18 protein-coding genes and 1 tRNA gene are annotated in these 16,256 nt (G+C 64.3%); 10 read left to right on the forward strand and 9 right to left on the reverse strand.

All coding sequences use genetic code 11. From position 1 onward, the window contains the following. The first annotated feature begins 30 nt into the window (after nucleotides 1–30). On the forward strand, nucleotides 31–291 hold the full coding sequence (locus DIZ22_RS22415; protein WP_122928479.1) for a helix-turn-helix domain-containing protein: 261 nt from the start codon (nucleotides 31–33) through the stop codon (nucleotides 289–291). Nucleotides 292–847: 556 nt separating this feature from the next. Here DIZ22_RS22415 and DIZ22_RS21955 read toward each other — a convergent pair. The 3 genes from DIZ22_RS21955 to DIZ22_RS17585 all read right to left on the reverse strand — a co-directional run bounded on the left by DIZ22_RS21955 (nucleotide 848) and on the right by DIZ22_RS17585 (nucleotide 3,020). Next, nucleotides 848–1,204 (reverse strand): hypothetical protein, encoded by a 357-nt coding sequence (locus DIZ22_RS21955; RefSeq protein ID WP_164488917.1) that lies wholly within the window; start codon nucleotides 1,202–1,204, stop codon nucleotides 848–850. A 365-nt stretch (nucleotides 1,205–1,569) separates the two neighbouring features. After that, nucleotides 1,570–2,772: an integrase arm-type DNA-binding domain-containing protein gene (locus tag DIZ22_RS17580; RefSeq protein WP_122928852.1), complete on the reverse strand. Its 1,203-nt coding sequence runs from the start codon at nucleotides 2,770–2,772 to the stop codon at nucleotides 1,570–1,572. A 161-nt stretch (nucleotides 2,773–2,933) separates the two neighbouring features. Continuing rightward, nucleotides 2,934–3,020: transfer RNA gene (locus DIZ22_RS17585), tRNA-Leu, on the reverse strand. Nucleotides 3,021–3,178: 158 nt separating this feature from the next. Between DIZ22_RS17585 and DIZ22_RS17590 the strand changes: the two genes are divergently transcribed. From DIZ22_RS17590 to DIZ22_RS17600, 3 genes are all read left to right on the forward strand, one after another. After that, nucleotides 3,179–3,931 carry an alpha/beta hydrolase gene (locus DIZ22_RS17590; protein WP_048939114.1) on the forward strand — a complete coding sequence of 251 codons (753 nt, stop codon included), beginning with the start codon at nucleotides 3,179–3,181 and terminating at the stop codon, nucleotides 3,929–3,931. Next, complete coding sequence (locus tag DIZ22_RS17595; RefSeq protein WP_048939113.1) at nucleotides 3,931–4,830, forward strand: tetratricopeptide repeat protein; 900 nt, start codon at nucleotides 3,931–3,933, stop codon at nucleotides 4,828–4,830. Before DIZ22_RS17590 ends, DIZ22_RS17595 begins: the two co-directional genes overlap by 1 nt. 86 nt (nucleotides 4,831–4,916) lie before the next feature. After that, a complete protein-coding gene (locus DIZ22_RS17600) occupies nucleotides 4,917–5,159 on the forward strand; it encodes a hypothetical protein (protein WP_010337538.1) in 243 nt (80 codons plus the stop codon). 2 nt (nucleotides 5,160–5,161) lie between these two features. Here the strand turns inward: DIZ22_RS17600 and DIZ22_RS17605 are convergent, their stop codons facing one another. Further along, nucleotides 5,162–5,869: an SIMPL domain-containing protein gene (locus DIZ22_RS17605; protein WP_004209277.1), complete on the reverse strand. Its 708-nt coding sequence runs from the start codon at nucleotides 5,867–5,869 to the stop codon at nucleotides 5,162–5,164. A 102-nt stretch (nucleotides 5,870–5,971) separates the two neighbouring features. Between DIZ22_RS17605 and DIZ22_RS17610 the strand changes: the two genes are divergently transcribed. The 3 genes from DIZ22_RS17610 (at nucleotide 5,972) to DIZ22_RS17620 (ending at nucleotide 7,603) form a co-directional block, all read left to right on the forward strand. Next, nucleotides 5,972–6,406, forward strand: coding sequence for a VOC family protein (locus DIZ22_RS17610; protein WP_037519309.1), 435 nt, complete (start codon nucleotides 5,972–5,974; stop codon nucleotides 6,404–6,406). Between the two features lie 4 nt (nucleotides 6,407–6,410). Continuing rightward, nucleotides 6,411–7,133, forward strand: a complete 723-nt coding sequence (gloB, locus tag DIZ22_RS17615; protein WP_048939112.1) for a hydroxyacylglutathione hydrolase — start codon at nucleotides 6,411–6,413, stop codon at nucleotides 7,131–7,133. Nucleotides 7,134–7,201: 68 nt separating this feature from the next. After that, a complete protein-coding gene (locus DIZ22_RS17620) occupies nucleotides 7,202–7,603 on the forward strand; it encodes a hypothetical protein (protein WP_037513228.1) in 402 nt (133 codons plus the stop codon). A gap of 16 nt (nucleotides 7,604–7,619) precedes the next feature. Here the strand turns inward: DIZ22_RS17620 and DIZ22_RS17625 are convergent, their stop codons facing one another. The 3 genes from DIZ22_RS17625 to ruvA form a co-directional block, all read right to left on the reverse strand. Beyond that, nucleotides 7,620–9,398: an AMP-dependent synthetase/ligase gene (locus DIZ22_RS17625; protein ID WP_010337533.1), complete on the reverse strand. Its 1,779-nt coding sequence runs from the start codon at nucleotides 9,396–9,398 to the stop codon at nucleotides 7,620–7,622. 177 nt (nucleotides 9,399–9,575) lie between these two features. Next, on the reverse strand, nucleotides 9,576–10,598 hold the full coding sequence (gene ruvB, locus DIZ22_RS17630; RefSeq protein ID WP_037519314.1) for a Holliday junction branch migration DNA helicase RuvB: 1,023 nt from the start codon (nucleotides 10,596–10,598) through the stop codon (nucleotides 9,576–9,578). Beyond that, nucleotides 10,595–11,200: a Holliday junction branch migration protein RuvA gene (gene ruvA / locus DIZ22_RS17635; protein ID WP_037513240.1), complete on the reverse strand. Its 606-nt coding sequence runs from the start codon at nucleotides 11,198–11,200 to the stop codon at nucleotides 10,595–10,597. The genes ruvB and ruvA overlap by 4 nt, the downstream gene beginning before the upstream one ends. A 141-nt stretch (nucleotides 11,201–11,341) precedes the next feature. Here ruvA and DIZ22_RS17640 point away from each other — a divergent pair, with 141 nt between their 5' ends. Genes DIZ22_RS17640 through DIZ22_RS17650 form a run of 3 tightly spaced genes read left to right on the forward strand, consistent with a single transcriptional unit; the run spans nucleotide 11,342 to nucleotide 13,943 of the window. Further along, on the forward strand, nucleotides 11,342–11,917 hold the full coding sequence (locus DIZ22_RS17640) for a hypothetical protein (RefSeq protein ID WP_004209285.1): 576 nt from the start codon (nucleotides 11,342–11,344) through the stop codon (nucleotides 11,915–11,917). 38 nt (nucleotides 11,918–11,955) lie between these two features. Continuing rightward, complete coding sequence (locus DIZ22_RS17645; RefSeq protein ID WP_048939111.1) at nucleotides 11,956–12,591, forward strand: DUF1345 domain-containing protein; 636 nt, start codon at nucleotides 11,956–11,958, stop codon at nucleotides 12,589–12,591. A 50-nt stretch (nucleotides 12,592–12,641) separates the two neighbouring features. Then, nucleotides 12,642–13,943: an isoprenylcysteine carboxylmethyltransferase family protein gene (locus DIZ22_RS17650; RefSeq protein ID WP_122928853.1), complete on the forward strand. Its 1,302-nt coding sequence runs from the start codon at nucleotides 12,642–12,644 to the stop codon at nucleotides 13,941–13,943. Between the two features lie 18 nt (nucleotides 13,944–13,961). Here the strand turns inward: DIZ22_RS17650 and DIZ22_RS17655 are convergent, their stop codons facing one another. Next, the gene (locus DIZ22_RS17655; protein WP_048939109.1) at nucleotides 13,962–15,335 is read right to left on the reverse strand and encodes a glutamate--cysteine ligase; all 1,374 of its coding nucleotides are present in this window, start codon (nucleotides 15,333–15,335) and stop codon (nucleotides 13,962–13,964) included. Between the two features lie 101 nt (nucleotides 15,336–15,436). Then, nucleotides 15,437–16,183, reverse strand: a complete 747-nt coding sequence (locus DIZ22_RS17660; protein WP_048939108.1) for a 16S rRNA (uracil(1498)-N(3))-methyltransferase — start codon at nucleotides 16,181–16,183, stop codon at nucleotides 15,437–15,439. Between the last annotated feature and the right edge of the window lie 73 nt (nucleotides 16,184–16,256).

Below are 16,256 nucleotides of genomic sequence, written 5' to 3' on the forward strand. Positions count from 1 at the left end.
TCATCCACAGCATGCGGAAGGAGCAAGACCATGCAGCGTCTGACGCGAAACAGGGCGCCCGAACCAGCCAAAGCAGATGAGATCGATGCCGGTAACAGGTCCGATCCAGCCGGGCAGGAGATCAAGCCGCTCAGCGTTCGCATCTCGGCCGCCGTCAAGATGACCGGCATCGGGCGGTCCAAGCTTTACGAACTGATCCAGGAAGGCGCGATCGATATCGTCAAGATCGGCTCGTCGACGCTCATTCCGGTCGAAAGCCTTGAGCGGCTGTTGGAGCGCAATCGGCGCTGAATTCCTGCGACAATGGGAATGGTGAACCTCAAACTGCTGGCGATGCTGCCATCACAGGCGGCCCATTTTGCGGCAACCCTAGGGACATATCGCTCGGTCCGGTTATGAGCGCATGGCACAATTAGGCCGATGCTCCCGATATATTGATTGCCGGCAGTTCGTTGGCTGTAATGCGCCCCATCCTCGCCGCTCGCGGGCTCCTTTCGATTTCCCGGAAGCGGTCATTCGACCGGGAATAAACGGTCCATCTGACAACGCAAAAAGAGGACGGTCGGCCGCCGACCAAAAGCGGACATGTTCCCCCTCCCGCAGGCGGGAGGGGGGTAGGGGGTGGGCTGGACGTCGCGATAGCCCACCCCGCTGCGACTAACGCGCTGCGCGCGCAAGTCTCGCTACCCCTCCCGTTTACGGGAGGGGAATGGCAGGAAACCACCAATCCCGGCGATTTGATGGAGTGAACGAAGCGACGATTCGCGCCGGTGTGGTCGGTCCAATTTATGTTTGCACCAAATCCGACGCCTGGACGACACGCACGGGTGGGGAGCCGACTGGCAACTTAGCGCATTGGTGTGAGGGGCTTGAATTTTACGAGCGCCCATAAAGCGACCATCAACCCAATGGTCCAGACCGATGTGGGCGACCCCAACGTTCCATATTCTTTCACGTCGAGCATCCCGACTAGCAAGGTTGCAATCAAAGAAGCGAGCGCCGCCATTTTGGCCAAGCGATGCCTATTGGCATAGGCAAATGTCGCCCCAACTGCTGAGGCCCAGAGCAGCACATGCAAATATTGTCGCCAGACAGGGAAGTCGATGTGATATGTGGAAGCTGCGTTTCCGTTTAGGCTTACGCCAACGCTGTAGCCTCTTTGCAGATAATCCCATCCGTCTGCTGACAACCATGAGATTGCCAATGCAATTCCTGTTGCTGTCGTAATGGGTAGCGGGCGAGGCATTCAGGAAACCTGCCAATGGCGAGCGTCGGGTGCAACTGGAATGTATGCTTTAGCCGAGCAGTGCCTCCGGCTTTTCGGATCGCCTTCATACCTGTCGTGCATGTTGATTGAGTAGCACACGAGTGAACGTCCGCAATTGGGAGCGGCCATCTTTCGATTGGATGGCAAAAATTAGTCGACGGCCGACCGACAGCTTTTTCCATCCGCGACCTATCGCCAGCCCTGAAAGAGGACCGGCAGCTATCGCACACTTTCCACCTGAAACCTGCCAGTCAGCAAGCGGCCACATCTTGCCGTTTCGGCGTGTCGTATCCTTTGGCCTATCAGGTTAAAGTGCCCGGCCTATCGGCTAGCTCGTCCAGATAATCGGACCATGCTTGCATCATCACGACGCGCTCCTCCCAGTATTCTCCGCGAGCGTAGGCTCGCCGCACAGCGTCAGCTTCCGCATGTGCTAATTGTCTTTCGATCGCATCTGGATGCCATTTTCCCATCTCATTAAGCAGGGTGCTCGCCATAGCCCGAAAGCCATGGCTGGTCATTTCATCGCCGGAATAGCCCAATCGGCGAAGGGCGCCGTTCAGCGCATTTTCGGACATGGGCCGCCTCAGGGACTGGAAACCGGGAAACACAAACTTCCCAGCGCCGGTGACCTCCCTGATGGAAGAGAGGATTGCGAGGGATTGCCGCGAGAGCGGAACGCGATGCGGACGCCGCATCTTCATCTTTTCCGCCGGGATCGACCACAAGGCCTTTTCAAAGTCGATCTCAGACCATTCTGCATGGCGCAATTCGCCGGGACGTACAAAGACATGTGGAGCGAGGCGCAAGGCTGCCTTTGTCACAGTATGACCGTCGAAGCCATCGATTGCGCGCAATAGTGGTCCTACCTGCTGGCTGCTGGTGATTGCGGCCAGATGTTTTACCTTCGGGGTTGTCAGGGCATCGCGGAGGTTGGCCGAAAGATCGTGCTCGGCTCGCCCAGTGGCGATCGCGTACCGAAAGACCCTCCCGCATACGCTCCGTAACCGTCTGGCAGTTTCATGTCGGCCCCGTCCTTCGACCTGTCGCAGCACTGCCAGCAATTCCATGCTGGTGATCTCTCCGATCTTGCGGTCGCCCAGGCTTGGATACGCAAATTCGAGAAGCCATTTGATCTTGCCGATTGTAATGTCGCCAAGTCCTTCCCGCTCTCGCTTGGCGAGCCACTCTTCGGCGACGATCCGGAAGCCGGTGGTCGCCTCGAAAGCTTCCTGCGCTTCAATCTCCTTTCGCTTCGCACAGGGATCGGATCCTGCCGCAAGCAGCTTGCGGGCGTCCTCTCGCTTCTCCCGCGCCTCCGCCAAGGTGATCAATGGGAAGACGCCCATCGCCATGGTCTTGGCCTTGCCATCAAAGCGATAGTTCATGCGCCAGTAGCGACCACCTTGAGGTGTCACCAACAGATAGAGTCCATGCCCGTCCGCCAGCTTGTACGGCTTTTCGCGAGGCTTCGCTTTGGACAGCGCGAGGGCTGAAAGTGCCATGAGGGTATCTCCCGTGGCCATGATGGCCGATACCCACAAAGATACCCTCAGGTGCCCCGAATTCCCAAATCCAAGGGTGGAAACCGATGGACGCCAGACACAAAAAAACCGCTGTTTCCAGCGGTTTTATCGATCTTTCCGGATTTCTCCGGAAGAGTATATGGTGCCCAGAAGAGGACTCGAACCTCCACGACCTTGCGATCGCCAGCACCTGAAGCTGGTGCGTCTACCAATTCCGCCATCTGGGCACGGGGTAGGAGTGCGCCTCTAACGGCGGCCTCCAGACCTGTCAACGCGGCAATGCGTTTTTTTTGAACTTTCACGGGAAAGGGCTATTTTTGCCGTCAAAACATGGCAATCCGGGGCCATGCCGTGCCCCGGTCCGCAGCGATGGAGCCTTTGAAACTTGAACGCGCCCGAATCTTCCCCCCAATTTCTTGCGCGTGCCGACGGGCTGCGCCTCGCCTATCGCCATCGTCCGGGGCAGGGGCCGACCATCACCTTCCTGCCGGGCTACATGTCCGACATGGAAGGGAGCAAGGCGATCGCGCTCGACGCCTGGGCCGCCGAGCAGGGCAGGGCGATGCTGCGGCTCGACTATGCCGGTTGCGGCGCCAGCGAGGGCCGGTTCGAGGACGGCACGCTCGCCAGCTGGCGTGACGATGCTCTGGCCCTGATCGACGGGCTGACGCAGGGACCGCTGCTGCTGGTCGGATCGTCGATGGGCGGCTGGCTGGCGCTGCTGATCGCGCTGGCGCGCCCGGAACGGGTCATGGGACTGGTCGGCATCGCCGCCGCGCCCGACTTCACGCAGTGGGGTTTTACCGATGCCGACAAGGCGTTGCTGGCGACCGAGGGGCGGATCGAGGAACCCACGCCTTATGGCGACCATCCCTATGTAACGACGCTGGCCTTCTGGCAGTCCGGTCAGGCGCATAGGCTGCTGGACGATGCAATCGCGATCGACTGCCCGGTCCGGCTGCTCCAGGGCCAGTGCGATAGCGATGTCCCCTGGGAGATCGCGTTGCGCACGGCTGATCGGCTGCGTTCATCCGATGTGCAGACGCTGCTCATTAAGGATGGCGACCATCGCCTTTCCCGCGACGGCGACATCGCCCTGCTGATCCGCACCGTCGCTGCTCTTCTGGACAATCGCTGATGCCCGTCATCCTCCCCCTCCTGATGTTCATGCAGGCCTATGATCCCGAGATCGAGGCGGTGATGCGCAATAGCCGCAAGAAGAAGGAGGATGCTGCAGCGGCGGCCGCCTCCGCAGCGTCGGTACAGCAGGCCGCGGCCGCCCGTTCGGCGCCCGATGCCGATGGCCGCATCCCGGTCCCGGCGAAATTTGCCGGACCGTTCCAGGCCTGCCTCGACCAGGCGCTGGAATCGCCGGACAAGGCGATCACCTTCGCCCAGAATTGGCGGATCGACGGCGGCAGCTTCTACGCCCGCCACTGCATGGGCTTTGCCCTGTCGCGGGCGGAGCGCTGGGGGCCGGCGATCGTCGCCTTCGAACAGGCGGCGGAGGAAGCCGAGCGCGGCGGCGAGATCGTGCAGAGCGCACGCCTCTGGGGCCAGGCCGGCAATGCCGCCCTTGCCAGCGGCGACGCGAAGAAGGCGCGGGAGGATTTCGACGCGGCACTGGCGCGCGGCCTGCCCGACGGCATGGAAAAGGGCGAACTGCATCTCGATCGCGCCCGCGCGCTGGTGGCGCTGGGCGATACGGATGGCGCGCGCGGTTCGCTCGATACCGCGCTGACCCAGGCGCCCAAGGATCCGCTCGCCTGGCTGCTGTCGGCTACGCTGGCGCGCCGCACCGGCGAACTGTCACTGGCCCAGGCGCATATCGCCCGCGCCGTGCAATTGTCGCCCGATGATGCCTCGGTCGCGCTGGAGGAGGGCAATATCGCCGTCCTGACCGACCATGCCGACATCGCCCGCTCGGCCTGGCAGCGTGCGGCCAGATTGTCGCCGGACTCGCCTACGGGCAAGGCAGCGGCGGAAAATCTGGGACGTCTGGAACCGGAGGCAACGGCACCCAAGCCGGCGGGCTGATTGATCAGCAAGACTTTGTCACGGAACCCCCGTCCGATCCCGCCCGTTCGCCGACCGAGCGGGATAACGGAACGGATGGTGATGATATGACTGGCAAATTTTCCCGCATGATGGCGCTCGGCCTGTTGCTGGCTGGCGCGACCTCGCTCACTGCCTGCTCGCGCGGTGCAACCCGCGGTGGCCTGATCGGTGGCGCAGGCGGCGCGGTGATCGGCAGCGCGACCGGTCTCGGCACCACCGAGGGCGCTGTCATCGGTGGCACTGCCGGTGCGATCATCGGCGACAAGAGCGACTGTTCGAAGAAGGACCGCCGTCGGGGCCGCTGCTGACCCTATTTCAGGTAGAAATCCACGGTCGTGACGACGCGCACCTTCTTGTAGGGCGTGTCGCTCGATCCGTCGCCGCCCTCGCCGTCGCGCGGGTCGATCGAGAAATAGCCCTGGGTCGCGCTCTTGATGCCGCCGACGCCGGAGCCTGAGTCCTTGGCGAACTGTTCGGCTGCCGCGCGCGCATCCCGCGTCGCCGCCGCCACCATCGGTGGTTTGAGGTCGTTGAGCCTGGTGAAGCTGTAGCGCATCCCCGATCCTTCCTGCAGCGTCACGCCGCGCCGGACCAGGTCGAACTGCTGCGCGACGGCGCGCTGGGCGCGGGCAATGTCGGTCGTGCGCAGCAGCATCCGCTGGGTGATGGTGATATTGTTAATGCCATTGTTGAGATATTGGTTCACGCCCGCGCCGACCGGGGTCAGCGCATCAGGCTTGAACCCCAGGCTGGCGAAATAGGCCTTCAGTTCCTGGGTATTGGCGTCGATTTCCGCCCGTACCGTCGGCAGGTCGGTGCCGGTCGCCGAATAGCTGATCGACCAGGTGGCCAGGTCGGCGGTCACGTCCTTTTCGGCCAGGCCTCGCACCGTGACCGATCGGTCCGCCGCCCTCGCGCGCTTGAGGCCGTCACCCAGCAGGTAGCCGCCCGCGATCACGCCGACCGCCAATACCGCCGCCGAACCCAGCAGCACCTTGTCCCGCATTTCCAGAGCCATGATCGCTTTCCTCTTCCGCCGGGCCGGTCCTGGTCCTATCTAGGGAGCTATCTGCCAATCTACCGATGAACCGTTGCTTTATGGCGACGAACGGAGAAAGCCTTGCTCAAATATCTGCACACGATGATCCGCGTCACGGATCTCGACAAGACCATCGGCTTTTTCGAGCTGCTCGGCCTCAGCGAAGTCAAGCGCTTCGACAGCGAGGCGGGCCGCTTCACCCTCGTCTATCTGGCCGCGCCGGGTGACGAGGACGCGCAGGTGGAACTGACCTACAACTGGCCGCCGCAGGATGGCAGCCCGGCGGAAGTCTATGATGGCGGCCGCAATTTCGGCCATCTCGCCTATCAGGTCGACAATATCTACGAGACCTGCCAGCGGCTGATGGACGCCGGCATCATCATCAACCGCCCGCCGCGCGATGGCCACATGGCCTTCATCCGCACCCCCGACAATATCTCGGTCGAACTGCTGCAGGACGGCCGGCTCGACCCGGCCGAACCCTGGGTGTCGATGCCCAATATCGGGGCCTGGTAAGCCGATGCTGCAGGTCGTCCGCGTCCCTGTCCTCTCGGACAATTATGTCTGGCTGTTGCATGATGATGCCAGCGGCCAGACGGTCGCGGTCGACCCGTCGGTCGCCGACCCCGTGCTGGCGGCGGCTGCGGAACGCGGCTGGACCATCGACCAGATCTGGAACACTCATTGGCACCCCGATCATGTCGGCGGCAATGCCGGTATCAAGGCTGCGACCGGCTGCCTCATCACCGGCCCGGCCGCCGAAGCGGCGAAGATCGACACGCTCGACCGGCAGGTGGGGGAGGGGGACAGCGTCCGCATCGGCGATCATGTCGCCATGGTGATGGCGGTGCCCGCCCATACCGCCGGCCATATCGCCTATCATCTGGCCGATGACGCGATCCTCTTCGTCGGCGACACGCTCTTCGCCATGGGCTGCGGCCGCCTGTTCGAAGGGACAGCGGCGCAGATGTTCGCCAATATGCAGCGGTTCAAGGCGCTGCCGGGCGATACCATCGTCTATTGCGCCCATGAATATACCGAGAGCAACGGCCGTTTCGCGCTGACGGTGGAGCCGGACAATGCCGCGCTTCAGGCGCGCATGGCGGATGTCGTTGCTGCCCGTGCGCATGGCGAGCCGACAGTGCCCACGACGATCGCGCTGGAACGCGACACCAACATCTTCATGCGCGCGCGGGACGTCGCCCAACTGGCGGAGCGGCGCGCCGGCAAGGACGCATTTTAGGCGCGGTCCTCGACGGATTCCGCGCTATCATGGCGTCCTGTTTGCAAGGACATGGATGGAGAGAGGCGATGCGCGCATGGATATGTCTGGCCCCGCTGGCGCTGGCGGCCTGCAGCGGCACTTATGAGCCCACCCCGCTGACCGAGAAGCAGGCGGCCAAGATGGACAAGGCGCTGGCCGGACTGGTGCCGGGCGACAAGGTGACCTGCGTCAACCGAGAGCCGCAGACCAATTTCACCGTCATCAGCGGCAATACGCTGCTGTACAGGGTCAGCCGCAAGCTCATCTACAAGAATGAACTGATCGGCAGCTGTAATGGCCTGGCCCGCGGCGACACGATGATCGTGCGCACCTTCGGTTCGCAATATTGCCGGGGCGACATCACGAGCAGCGCGGACCTGACGATCGGCATTCCGACCGGCAATTGCGCGCTGGGCGATTTCATTCCCTATCGTCCGCCGGCCCCGTAAGCCCGATTGGACGCGCCTACCCCTTGTAGAGCGCGTCCAGCCGGTCCTGATAGCGTTTGCGGATGACATGGCGCCGGATCTTCATCGACGGCGTCAGCTCCTCATTCTCGATCGCGAACGGCTCATCCGCCAGGATGAAGCGGCGCACCCGCTCGATCACCGACAGATCGTCATTGACCCGATCGACCGCCGCGCGCAGCGCCGCCAGATAGGTCGGATCATCGGTGATGCCCTTGATCGGCCGGCCATTGGCGGCCGCCCATTCCATCGTCCATTCCGAATCCGGCACCAGCAGGCCGACCAGATGCGGGCGACGATCGCCATAGACCATCGCCTGGCCGATCTCCGGCTGCAGCGTCAGCATGCCCTCGACCTTCTGCGGCGACACATTGTCGCCCTTGTCGTTGACGATCAGATCCTTCTTGCGGTCGGTGATGCGGATGCGGCCGCGATCGTCGATCTCGCCAATGTCACCGGTATGCAGCCAACCATCCTTCAGCACCTTCTCGGTCTCGGCCGGGTTGCGCCAATAGCCGTGCATCACCAGCTCGCCGCGCACCAATATCTCGCCATCCTCGGCGATCTTGACCTCGACGCCGTCCAGCGGCGGGCCGACCGTGTCCATCGCGATGCCGGCGGCGGGGCGGTTGCAACTGATCACCGGCCCGGCCTCGGTCTGGCCATAGCCCTGCAGCAGCATCAGCCCCATTGCCTCGAAGAACAGGCCGACATCCGGGTTCAGCGGCGCTCCGCCCGACACCAGCGCCTTCATCCGCCCGCCGAACCGCGCACGAATCTTGGGGATCAGGGTGCGCGACAGCAGCGCCTTCATCGGCAGGTCGACGATCGACGACTTGCCCTGCTGTTCCTTGGCGGCGATGCGCAGGGCCTGGTTGAGCAGATAGGTGGGGAATTTGCCCTGCTTCTCGATCGACTTGATGATGCGGGTGCGCAGCACCTCGAACAGGCGCGGCACCACGACCATGATGGTCGGCCGGGCTTCCTCGATATTGCTGGCCAGCTTCTCCAGCCCTTCGGCATAATAGATCTGCCCGCCCAGCAGCATCGGCAGGAACTGGCCGCCGCTATGCTCATAGGCGTGGCTCAGGGGCAGGAAGGACAGGAAAACCTCGTCGCCCCAGCCGAAATCCTCCAGCACCACCTGTCCCGCGCCTTCGACATTGGCCAGGATCGCGCCATGATGCTGCATCACGCCGCGCGGGGCGCCGCCGGTGCCGCTGGTATAGATGATGCACGCCTGGTCGCTGCGCGCGGCGGTCTGGGCCAGCGCGCAGGCATCGACATCGGCTGGATGGGCGGCGATCAGGTCGGACCACAGGCGGCAGGTATAATTGCCCTGCGCACCGCGGATCGGCTCCATCGGAATGACCAGGCTGACCTGCGATCGCAGCACCGCCGGCATCAGCGTCGTCGCCAGCTTGGCGGTCGACACGATCACCGCGCGCGCGCCGCTGTCGGTCAGGATATGCTGATGGTCGCGCGTCGTATTGGTGGTGTAGGTCGGCACCGTGATGCAGCCGGCGGCCATGATCGCCAGATCGGCGATGCAGAATTCCGGGCGATTTTCGCTGACCAGCATCACCGGGTCGCCGGGCTTCAGCCCTTCCGCCTTCAGCCCGGCCGCCATCGCTGCCACCTGGCGCGCGACTTCGGCCCAGCTCAGCGACTGCCAAGTCCCTTGCGTCTTGCGCCACAGGAAGGGTGCGTCGCCCTTTTCCTTGGCGCGGGCAAAGAACATGGTGACCAGATTGGGGAAACGTTCGATCGCCCTCACAGGCTCAACTCCTCTTACATCGGCGCGTCTGCCGCGCGCCTGCAGCGCCAGCTGGCTATAGCCCGGCCTTGCCGTAACGGCCATGCACAATAACGGGTTTCGGCGCATATCGCTGCGTCGAATCGGGAAAGCGCGCGCTCTAGAAAGGCTGGCCGAATGGCGCAAGCGCCAATGGGATCAGTCGAACAGCCCGTCCTGCGACCCGGCCGGGGGATTGAGGCCCAGATGCTTCCAGCCCGGCCCGTTGAGGCAACGCCCCCGCGCGGTGCGGGCGATCAGCCCCAACTGGATCAGATAGGGTTCGACCACTTCCTCGATCGTGTCGCGCGCTTCGGACAGACCGGCCGCCAGCGTCTCGACCCCCACCGGACCACCGCGATAGATGTCGGCGATCATGTGCAGATAGCGCCGGTCCATCAGGTCGAGGCCGAGATGATCGACCTCCAGCCGTTGCAGCGCCGCGTCCGCCACCTTGGCATCGACGGTCGGGGCGCCGGCGACGTTTGCAAAGTCGCGCACCCGGCGCAGCAGCCGCCCGGCGATGCGCGGCGTCCCGCGCGACCGGCGGGCGATCTCGATCGCGCCATCCGACGTGATCGCCAGGTCCAGCAGCCGCGCCGCGCGCCGGACCACCAGTTCCAGTTCGTCCACTGTGTAGAATTGCAATCGCACCGGAATGCCGAACCGATCGCGCAGCGGCGTCGTCAGCAGCCCCTGGCGCGTGGTCGCGCCGACCAGGGTGAAGCGCGGCAGGTCGATGCGCACCGACCGGGCCGACGGTCCCTCGCCGATCATCAGGTCGAGCGCCCGGTCCTCCATCGCGGGATAGAGTACTTCCTCGACCGCCGGATTGAGCCGGTGAATCTCGTCGACGAACAGGACATCGCCTTCGTCCAGATTGGTGAGCAGGGCGGCTAGGTCGCCCGACTTGGCGATCACCGGGCCGGACGTCGCGCGGAACCCCACGCCCATTTCCTTGGCGACGATCTGCGCCAGCGTCGTCTTGCCAAGACCCGGCGGGCCAAAGAACAGCACATGGTCCAGCGCCTCGCCACGGGTGCGCGCCGCCTGGATGAAGATGCGCAAATTCTCGCGCGCCGCCTGCTGCCCGACAAATTCGTCGAGCGACTTGGGCCGCAGCGCCGCATCGACGTCCTCGGCCCGGCGGGCCGGGGTGATCAGGCGATCGTCTTCGCTCACTTCGCCGCCTTCCGCAGTGCCAGGCGGACCAGCGCGTCAAGGCTGGCGCCGTCGCCCAGTTCCTCTTCGGCGGCGGCCACCGCGCCGCTTGCCTCGGCCGGCTTGAAGCCCAGATTCTGCAGCGCCGACAGCGCGTCGGCGGCAAAGCTGCCGGTCGGCAGCGCAACCACGCCCGGCATGCCCGGCGCCCCGGCCGGTGCCGCGCCGATCTTGTCCTTCAGCTCATTGACGATGCGCTGGGCCAGCTTGGGGCCGACGCCATTGGCGCGCGCGATCATCGCCTTGTCGCCCATCATGATCGCACGATGCAGCTCCAGCGGCTCCAGCGCCGACAATATCGCCAGCGCCACGCGCGATCCCACGCCCTGCACATGGGTCAGCAGCCGGTACCAGTCGCGCTCCTCGGCACGGGCAAAGCCGACCAGCCGGATCGAATCCTCGGCCACCAGCATCTCGGTATGGATGGTCACCGCCTCGCCCACCGGGCCGAGCGCCGCCAGCGTCCGCGACGACGCGCCGACCAGATAGCCGACCCCGCCGACATCGATGATGGCATGGTCGATGCCCGTGCTGTCCAGCCGTCCTTTGAGTTTCGCGATCATCGCCATTGCCCCATGGTCATGATCTGTTCTTTACAGCCTCTTGCGCCCCGCGCCAGACAAAAGCGCATGGCGGGTCGGGCACCAAATGGCGGCCCGTGCGTAATGCCGGTCGATTGCCATCCGCCAGAGGACCAAGAGACGATGCTGATGACCGCGCCGATGCTGACCCCGAAGGATTTCGAATTTCCCGCGATCATGCTGTCGGGCGTGGTCGACCATGGCATGTATCTGCATTTCAAGAATTGCCTGTCCACCGCGCCGCAGCAGGGGCTGGTGGTGGTTGAAATCTCCACCTTGGGCGGCGATCCGGAGATCGCGCGGATGATGGGGGAGGATATCCGCTTCCATTCGGACCTCTATCCCGAACGGCGGCTGGTCTTCCTCGGCAAGACCGCCGTCTATTCCGCCGGCGCCACCTTCATGAGCTTCTTCGCCACCGAGAATCGCTATCTGACGCGCGGCACCCGGCTGATGATCCATGAGCGGCTCATCACCAAGAACATCCATCTCGAAGGGCCGCTCTCCACCTGCATCGCTACATTGAAGGCTTCGCTCCACGAGATCGAGGCGTCGATCGCGATCCAGAATGAGGGCTTTGCCAATCTGATCCTGGGATCGCAGGTGACGATGGAGGAGGTGCTGCAGCGTGCGCCGGAAAACTGGTATCTGGAAGCCAATGAGGCCGCCGCGCTGGGCCTGGTGGCGACCGTGCTCTAAACGCTTGCGCGGCGGCATTTTCAGGCCTTTGATGCGCCATGGCCAAGACGCAGAAGCGATCCACCCTCTTTCCCTGGCGCTATGGCATGTTCCTCATGCTGCTGTTGTCGATCGCGCCGTTGATGCTGTGGCTGCCCTGGCATGAGGCGGTGATGGGCGGGTTCGACCTTGCCGCCATCGCCTTCTGCCTCGCCGCCGTGCCGCTGATCGATTCCGATCCGGCCCAGATGCGGCGCAAGGCCGTGCTCAATGACGCGAACCGGCAATTGATGCTGCTGCTGACCGGGGTGGTGTGCATTGTCATCCTGGTTGCGGTCGGCGTCGCCGCCAGCGCGCCGGGCCATCCCGATGCGGAAAGTGTCGTGCTGCTGCTGGCGACGCTCGTCATCGCCTGGCTCTTTTCCAACCTCGTCTATGCGATGCACTATGCCCATGCCTTCTACCTCGCTGATGAGAAGGGCAAGGATGCGGGCGGCCTGGATTTCCCGGACACGGACGAGCCGGTCTATTGGGACTTCCTCTATTTCGGCTTCACCCTGGGCATGACCTTCCAGACCTCCGACGTGTCGATCACCTCGACCGGGATGCGCCGCACGGTGACGCTCCATTGCCTCGCCGCCTTCGTCTTCAACCTCGGCATCCTCGCCTTCACCATCAACGTACTGGGCGGCTGAGCAATGGGCTTCATGGCTTGCTTACCAATATCGGCTATAAGCCCGGTCCCATGAGCAAGAGCGCCGATCCCTGCCCCAAATCCGCCGTCAGCCATGGTGTCGGCATTGCCGGCCTGGTCGGCCTCGGCCTGTGGACCCTGGTGGCGCGCCATTATGGCATGAACGGTCCCAATGCGGGGCTGGCCGCGGTGGTCGCCTGTGGCATACCGATGGTGCTCTGGTCGCTGCTGGTGGACAAGGTGCATCGCAACCCCAGCACCGGCGTCGACTGGAACGCGCCGGCTCGCTCGGTCCGCAGCATGCTCGACATCAGCCTGGTGAAGATTGCGGGCCTGTGGGCCACATGGCTCGCGATTGCCGTCTGCTACTGCATCGGCCGCTGGTATTGGACCGGCAGCTATCGCTTCTCCATGGATCTGCTGATGGCGGCGGCGCCCTGGCTGCTCTTGCTGTCCATCCCCTATGTCATCTGGCTCGACCGCCGGCTGGTCGAACCGCGCGATGCCTGTTTCGCCTTCGGCCAATGGGTCATTGGCGGCGCAGCCGGCAAGGCGGACATGGCGCAGGTCGCCAACCATGCCCGCGCCTGGGCGGTGAAGGGCTTTTTCACCGCCTTCATGATCAGCATCGTGCCGGGCAATTTCGCCAGCGTCATCGACTGGCGGCTCGACGGCCTGCTCCATAATCCGGTCGCGCTGACCGGTTTCCTGATCGGCATCATGTTCATGATCGACGTCTGCATGGCGACGGTCGGCTATCTGCTGACGATGAAGCCGCTGGATTCGCATATCCGCACCGCCAATCCCTATCTGGGCGGCTGGCTCGCGGCTTTGCTCTGCTATCCGCCCTTCGTCATGATGGGGGCGGGCGGCCCGTTCGACTATCATGGCGGCGGCGCCGAATGGGATGTCTGGACGCGGGGCATGCCGGCGCTGCAATGGGGGCTGGGCGCCTTGCTGGTGCTGCTGACCGCCACCTATGCCTGGGCGACGGTCGCCTTCGGCATCCGTTTCTCCAACCTCACCCATCGCGGCATATTGACCCATGGGCCTTATCGCTGGACCCGTCACCCGGCCTATCTGACCAAGAATCTCTTCTGGTGGTTCTCGTCGCTGCCCTTCCTCACCACCACGGGCAGCCTGACCGACATGGTGCGCAATTGCGCGCTGCTGGGGGTGACCAACGCTGTCTATTATTGGCGGGCCAAGACGGAGGAGCAGCATCTGTCCGCCGATCCCGCCTATCAGGCCTATAGCGATTGGATGGCGCGCAATGCCCCGGTGCCACGCTTCTTCGCCTGGGTCGTCGGCCGCAAGCCGGACGCGCCACGGGAAACCCAGCCCGCCGAATGACCGGCGGGCCGGGTAGGATCAGAAGCTTTCCTCGGCATAGACGCGGCTGACATCGCCGCCCCATTCGCCATGATAGCGGTCGAGCAGCCGCTCGGCCGGGGTCTTGCCGGTGGCGATCACTTCATCGAGCGCCGACAGATAGCCGGTCTCATTGTCGCCCGCGGCGTTGAACCGCTGGCGCGCGGCCAGACCCGAGCGGGCGATATCCAGCACCTGCGGCGCGATGTCGCGCAGCGTGCGCCCGCCCGGCACCGGCGCGTCGAGGCCCAGCTTCGGCACGGAATCGCGCAGCACCTGCCGCTCTTCCATGCTCCAGTCCTTGACCAGATCCCAGGCCGCGTCGAGCGCACCCTGATCATAGAGCAGGCCGACCCACAGGGCCGGCAGCGCGCAGATGCGATTCCACGGTCCGCCGTCGGACCCGCGCATTTCCAGGAAGCTCTTGAGGCGCACTTCGGGGAAGGCGGTGGAGAGATGATCCTCCCAATCCTTCTCGGTCGGCTTCTCGCCGGGCAGCACCGACAGCTTGCCGTCCAGGAAGTCGCGGAAGGAAAGCCCCGCCGCATCGATATATTTGCCGTCGCGATAGACGAAATACATCGGCACATCGAGCGCATAGTCGGCATAGCGCTCGTAACCGAAGCCATCCTCGAACACGAAGGGCAGCATGCCGGTGCGCTGCGGGTCGGTGTCCGACCAGATATGGCTGCGATAGGACAGGAAGCCGTTCGGCTTGCCCTCGGTGAAGGGCGAATTGGCGAACAGCGCGGTGCCCAGCGGCTGCAGCGCCAGCGAGACGCGGAACTTCTGCACCATGTCCGCCTCGCTGCCATAATCGAGGTTGGTCTGGATGGTGCAGGTGCGCAGCATCATGTCCAGGCCCATCGATCCCACGCGCGGCATGTGCCGCAGCATGATGTCGTACCGACCCTTGGGCATGATCGGCAGCTCGGCGCGGGTCTTGTCCGGCCACATGCCCAGACCCAGGAAGCCCAGCCCCAGCATGTCGCCGACATATTTCACCTGTTCCAGATGGCGGCCGGTCTCGGCGCAGGTCTGGTGCAGATTGTCGAGCGGCGCACCGCTCAGTTCCAGCTGGCCCGCCGGTTCCAGGCTGATCGTGCCGTCGGCGCCGGACAAGGCGATGATATTCTCGCCCTCGAACACCGGGCTCCAGCCATAGCGGGTCAGGCCGATCAGCAGCGTGTGGATGCCGCCCTTTTCCTCATAGGCCGGGGCGTGATGGTCCTTCGTCGAATAGACGAATTTCTCGTGTTCGGTGCCGATCCGCCAGCGATCCTTGGGCTTGGCGCCCTTGGCAAAGGCCGCGATCAGCTGATCGCGGCTTTCGATGACGGGATCATGTCCGCCTGAGTCTGTTCTGGTGCTCATGCCCCGCCCTTAGTCTTTCCCCTTTGCGCGTCAAATCGAGGCGCGAATGCGACAGATAAGGCAGGCCTATGTCCGCTTCAATTGGTTGCGGAAGAAAACCATTAGCCCCAGTCGCCATTCACCGTCATCCAGGCCGCCGTCGCGGCGATCGCGGCCGTCTCCGCGCGCAGGATTCGCGGGCCAAGCGACACCGGCACCGCGCCCGGCGTCGCCCGGATCGCCTCGCGCTCGGCCGGGTCGAATCCGCCCTCCGGCCCGACCAGGAAGGCCGCCGGGCCGGGATGGGCGCGCAAGGTTTCGTCCAGCGATGCCCCGCCGGTCTCGTCGGCGAAGAACAGATGCCGCTCGGCCGACCAGCCCTTCAGCAGCGCGTCGAGCTTCATCATTTCGGTCAGCTCGGGCAGGGCGGTGCGGCCGCATTGCTCGGCCGCCTCGACCAGATGGGCGTGCAGCCGGTCGAGATTGAGCTTGTCGACCACCGCCCGCCGGGTCAGCACCGGCTGCAGTCGCGCCACGCCCAGTTCGCACGCCTTTTCCGCGATCAGGTCGATCCGCCCCTTCTTGATCGGCGCGCAGCACAGCCAGAAATCGGGCACCACCTCCGGCGGCTTGGTTTGCTGCACGCATTCCAGCACCAGGTCGCGCTTGCGGATATCGCGCGCCCGCGCCGCCCATTCGCCCGACTTGCCGTCGAACAGCAGCACGATATCGTCCGGCTTCACCCGCATCACGCTGATGAGGTAATGGGCGCCGTTGCCATCCACCGGCACGGCGACCCCTTCGCCCAGCAGCGTTTCGACATGCAGGCGCGGGGCGCTCTGCGGCGGCCAGGCGGGGGTAGCGGTCATTTTGTCTCGTCCATTCCGGCCGCGCTTGTCGTCGGCCCGATCTTCCCTAAAGAGGAAAGCGCGTTCCCGACAA

This window comes from Sphingobium sp. LF-16, from assembly GCF_003711185.1.
GTDB classification, from domain to species: Bacteria; Pseudomonadota; Alphaproteobacteria; order Sphingomonadales; family Sphingomonadaceae; genus Sphingobium; species Sphingobium yanoikuyae_A.

Bases quoted from the DNA above. Each gene is read 5' to 3' on its own strand.
- DIZ22_RS22415 (WP_122928479.1), top strand. From the start codon at position 31: ATGCAGCGTCTGACGCGAAACAGGGCGCCCGAACCAGCCAAAGCAGAT.
- DIZ22_RS17580 (WP_122928852.1), bottom strand. From the start codon at position 2,772: ATGGCACTTTCAGCCCTCGCGCTGTCCAAAGCGAAGCCTCGCGAAAAG.
- DIZ22_RS17595 (WP_048939113.1), top strand. From the start codon at position 3,931: ATGCCCGTCATCCTCCCCCTCCTGATGTTCATGCAGGCCTATGATCCC.
- DIZ22_RS17600 (WP_010337538.1), top strand. From the start codon at position 4,917: ATGACTGGCAAATTTTCCCGCATGATGGCGCTCGGCCTGTTGCTGGCT.
- DIZ22_RS17605 (WP_004209277.1), bottom strand. From the start codon at position 5,869: ATGGCTCTGGAAATGCGGGACAAGGTGCTGCTGGGTTCGGCGGCGGTA.
- gloB (WP_048939112.1), top strand. From the start codon at position 6,411: ATGCTGCAGGTCGTCCGCGTCCCTGTCCTCTCGGACAATTATGTCTGG.
- DIZ22_RS17620 (WP_037513228.1), top strand. From the start codon at position 7,202: ATGCGCGCATGGATATGTCTGGCCCCGCTGGCGCTGGCGGCCTGCAGC.
- ruvA (WP_037513240.1), bottom strand. From the start codon at position 11,200: ATGATCGCGAAACTCAAAGGACGGCTGGACAGCACGGGCATCGACCAT.
- DIZ22_RS17640 (WP_004209285.1), top strand. From the start codon at position 11,342: ATGCTGATGACCGCGCCGATGCTGACCCCGAAGGATTTCGAATTTCCC.
- DIZ22_RS17645 (WP_048939111.1), top strand. From the start codon at position 11,956: ATGGCCAAGACGCAGAAGCGATCCACCCTCTTTCCCTGGCGCTATGGC.
- DIZ22_RS17650 (WP_122928853.1), top strand. From the start codon at position 12,642: ATGAGCAAGAGCGCCGATCCCTGCCCCAAATCCGCCGTCAGCCATGGT.
- DIZ22_RS17655 (WP_048939109.1), bottom strand. From the start codon at position 15,335: ATGAGCACCAGAACAGACTCAGGCGGACATGATCCCGTCATCGAAAGC.
- DIZ22_RS17660 (WP_048939108.1), bottom strand. From the start codon at position 16,183: ATGACCGCTACCCCCGCCTGGCCGCCGCAGAGCGCCCCGCGCCTGCAT.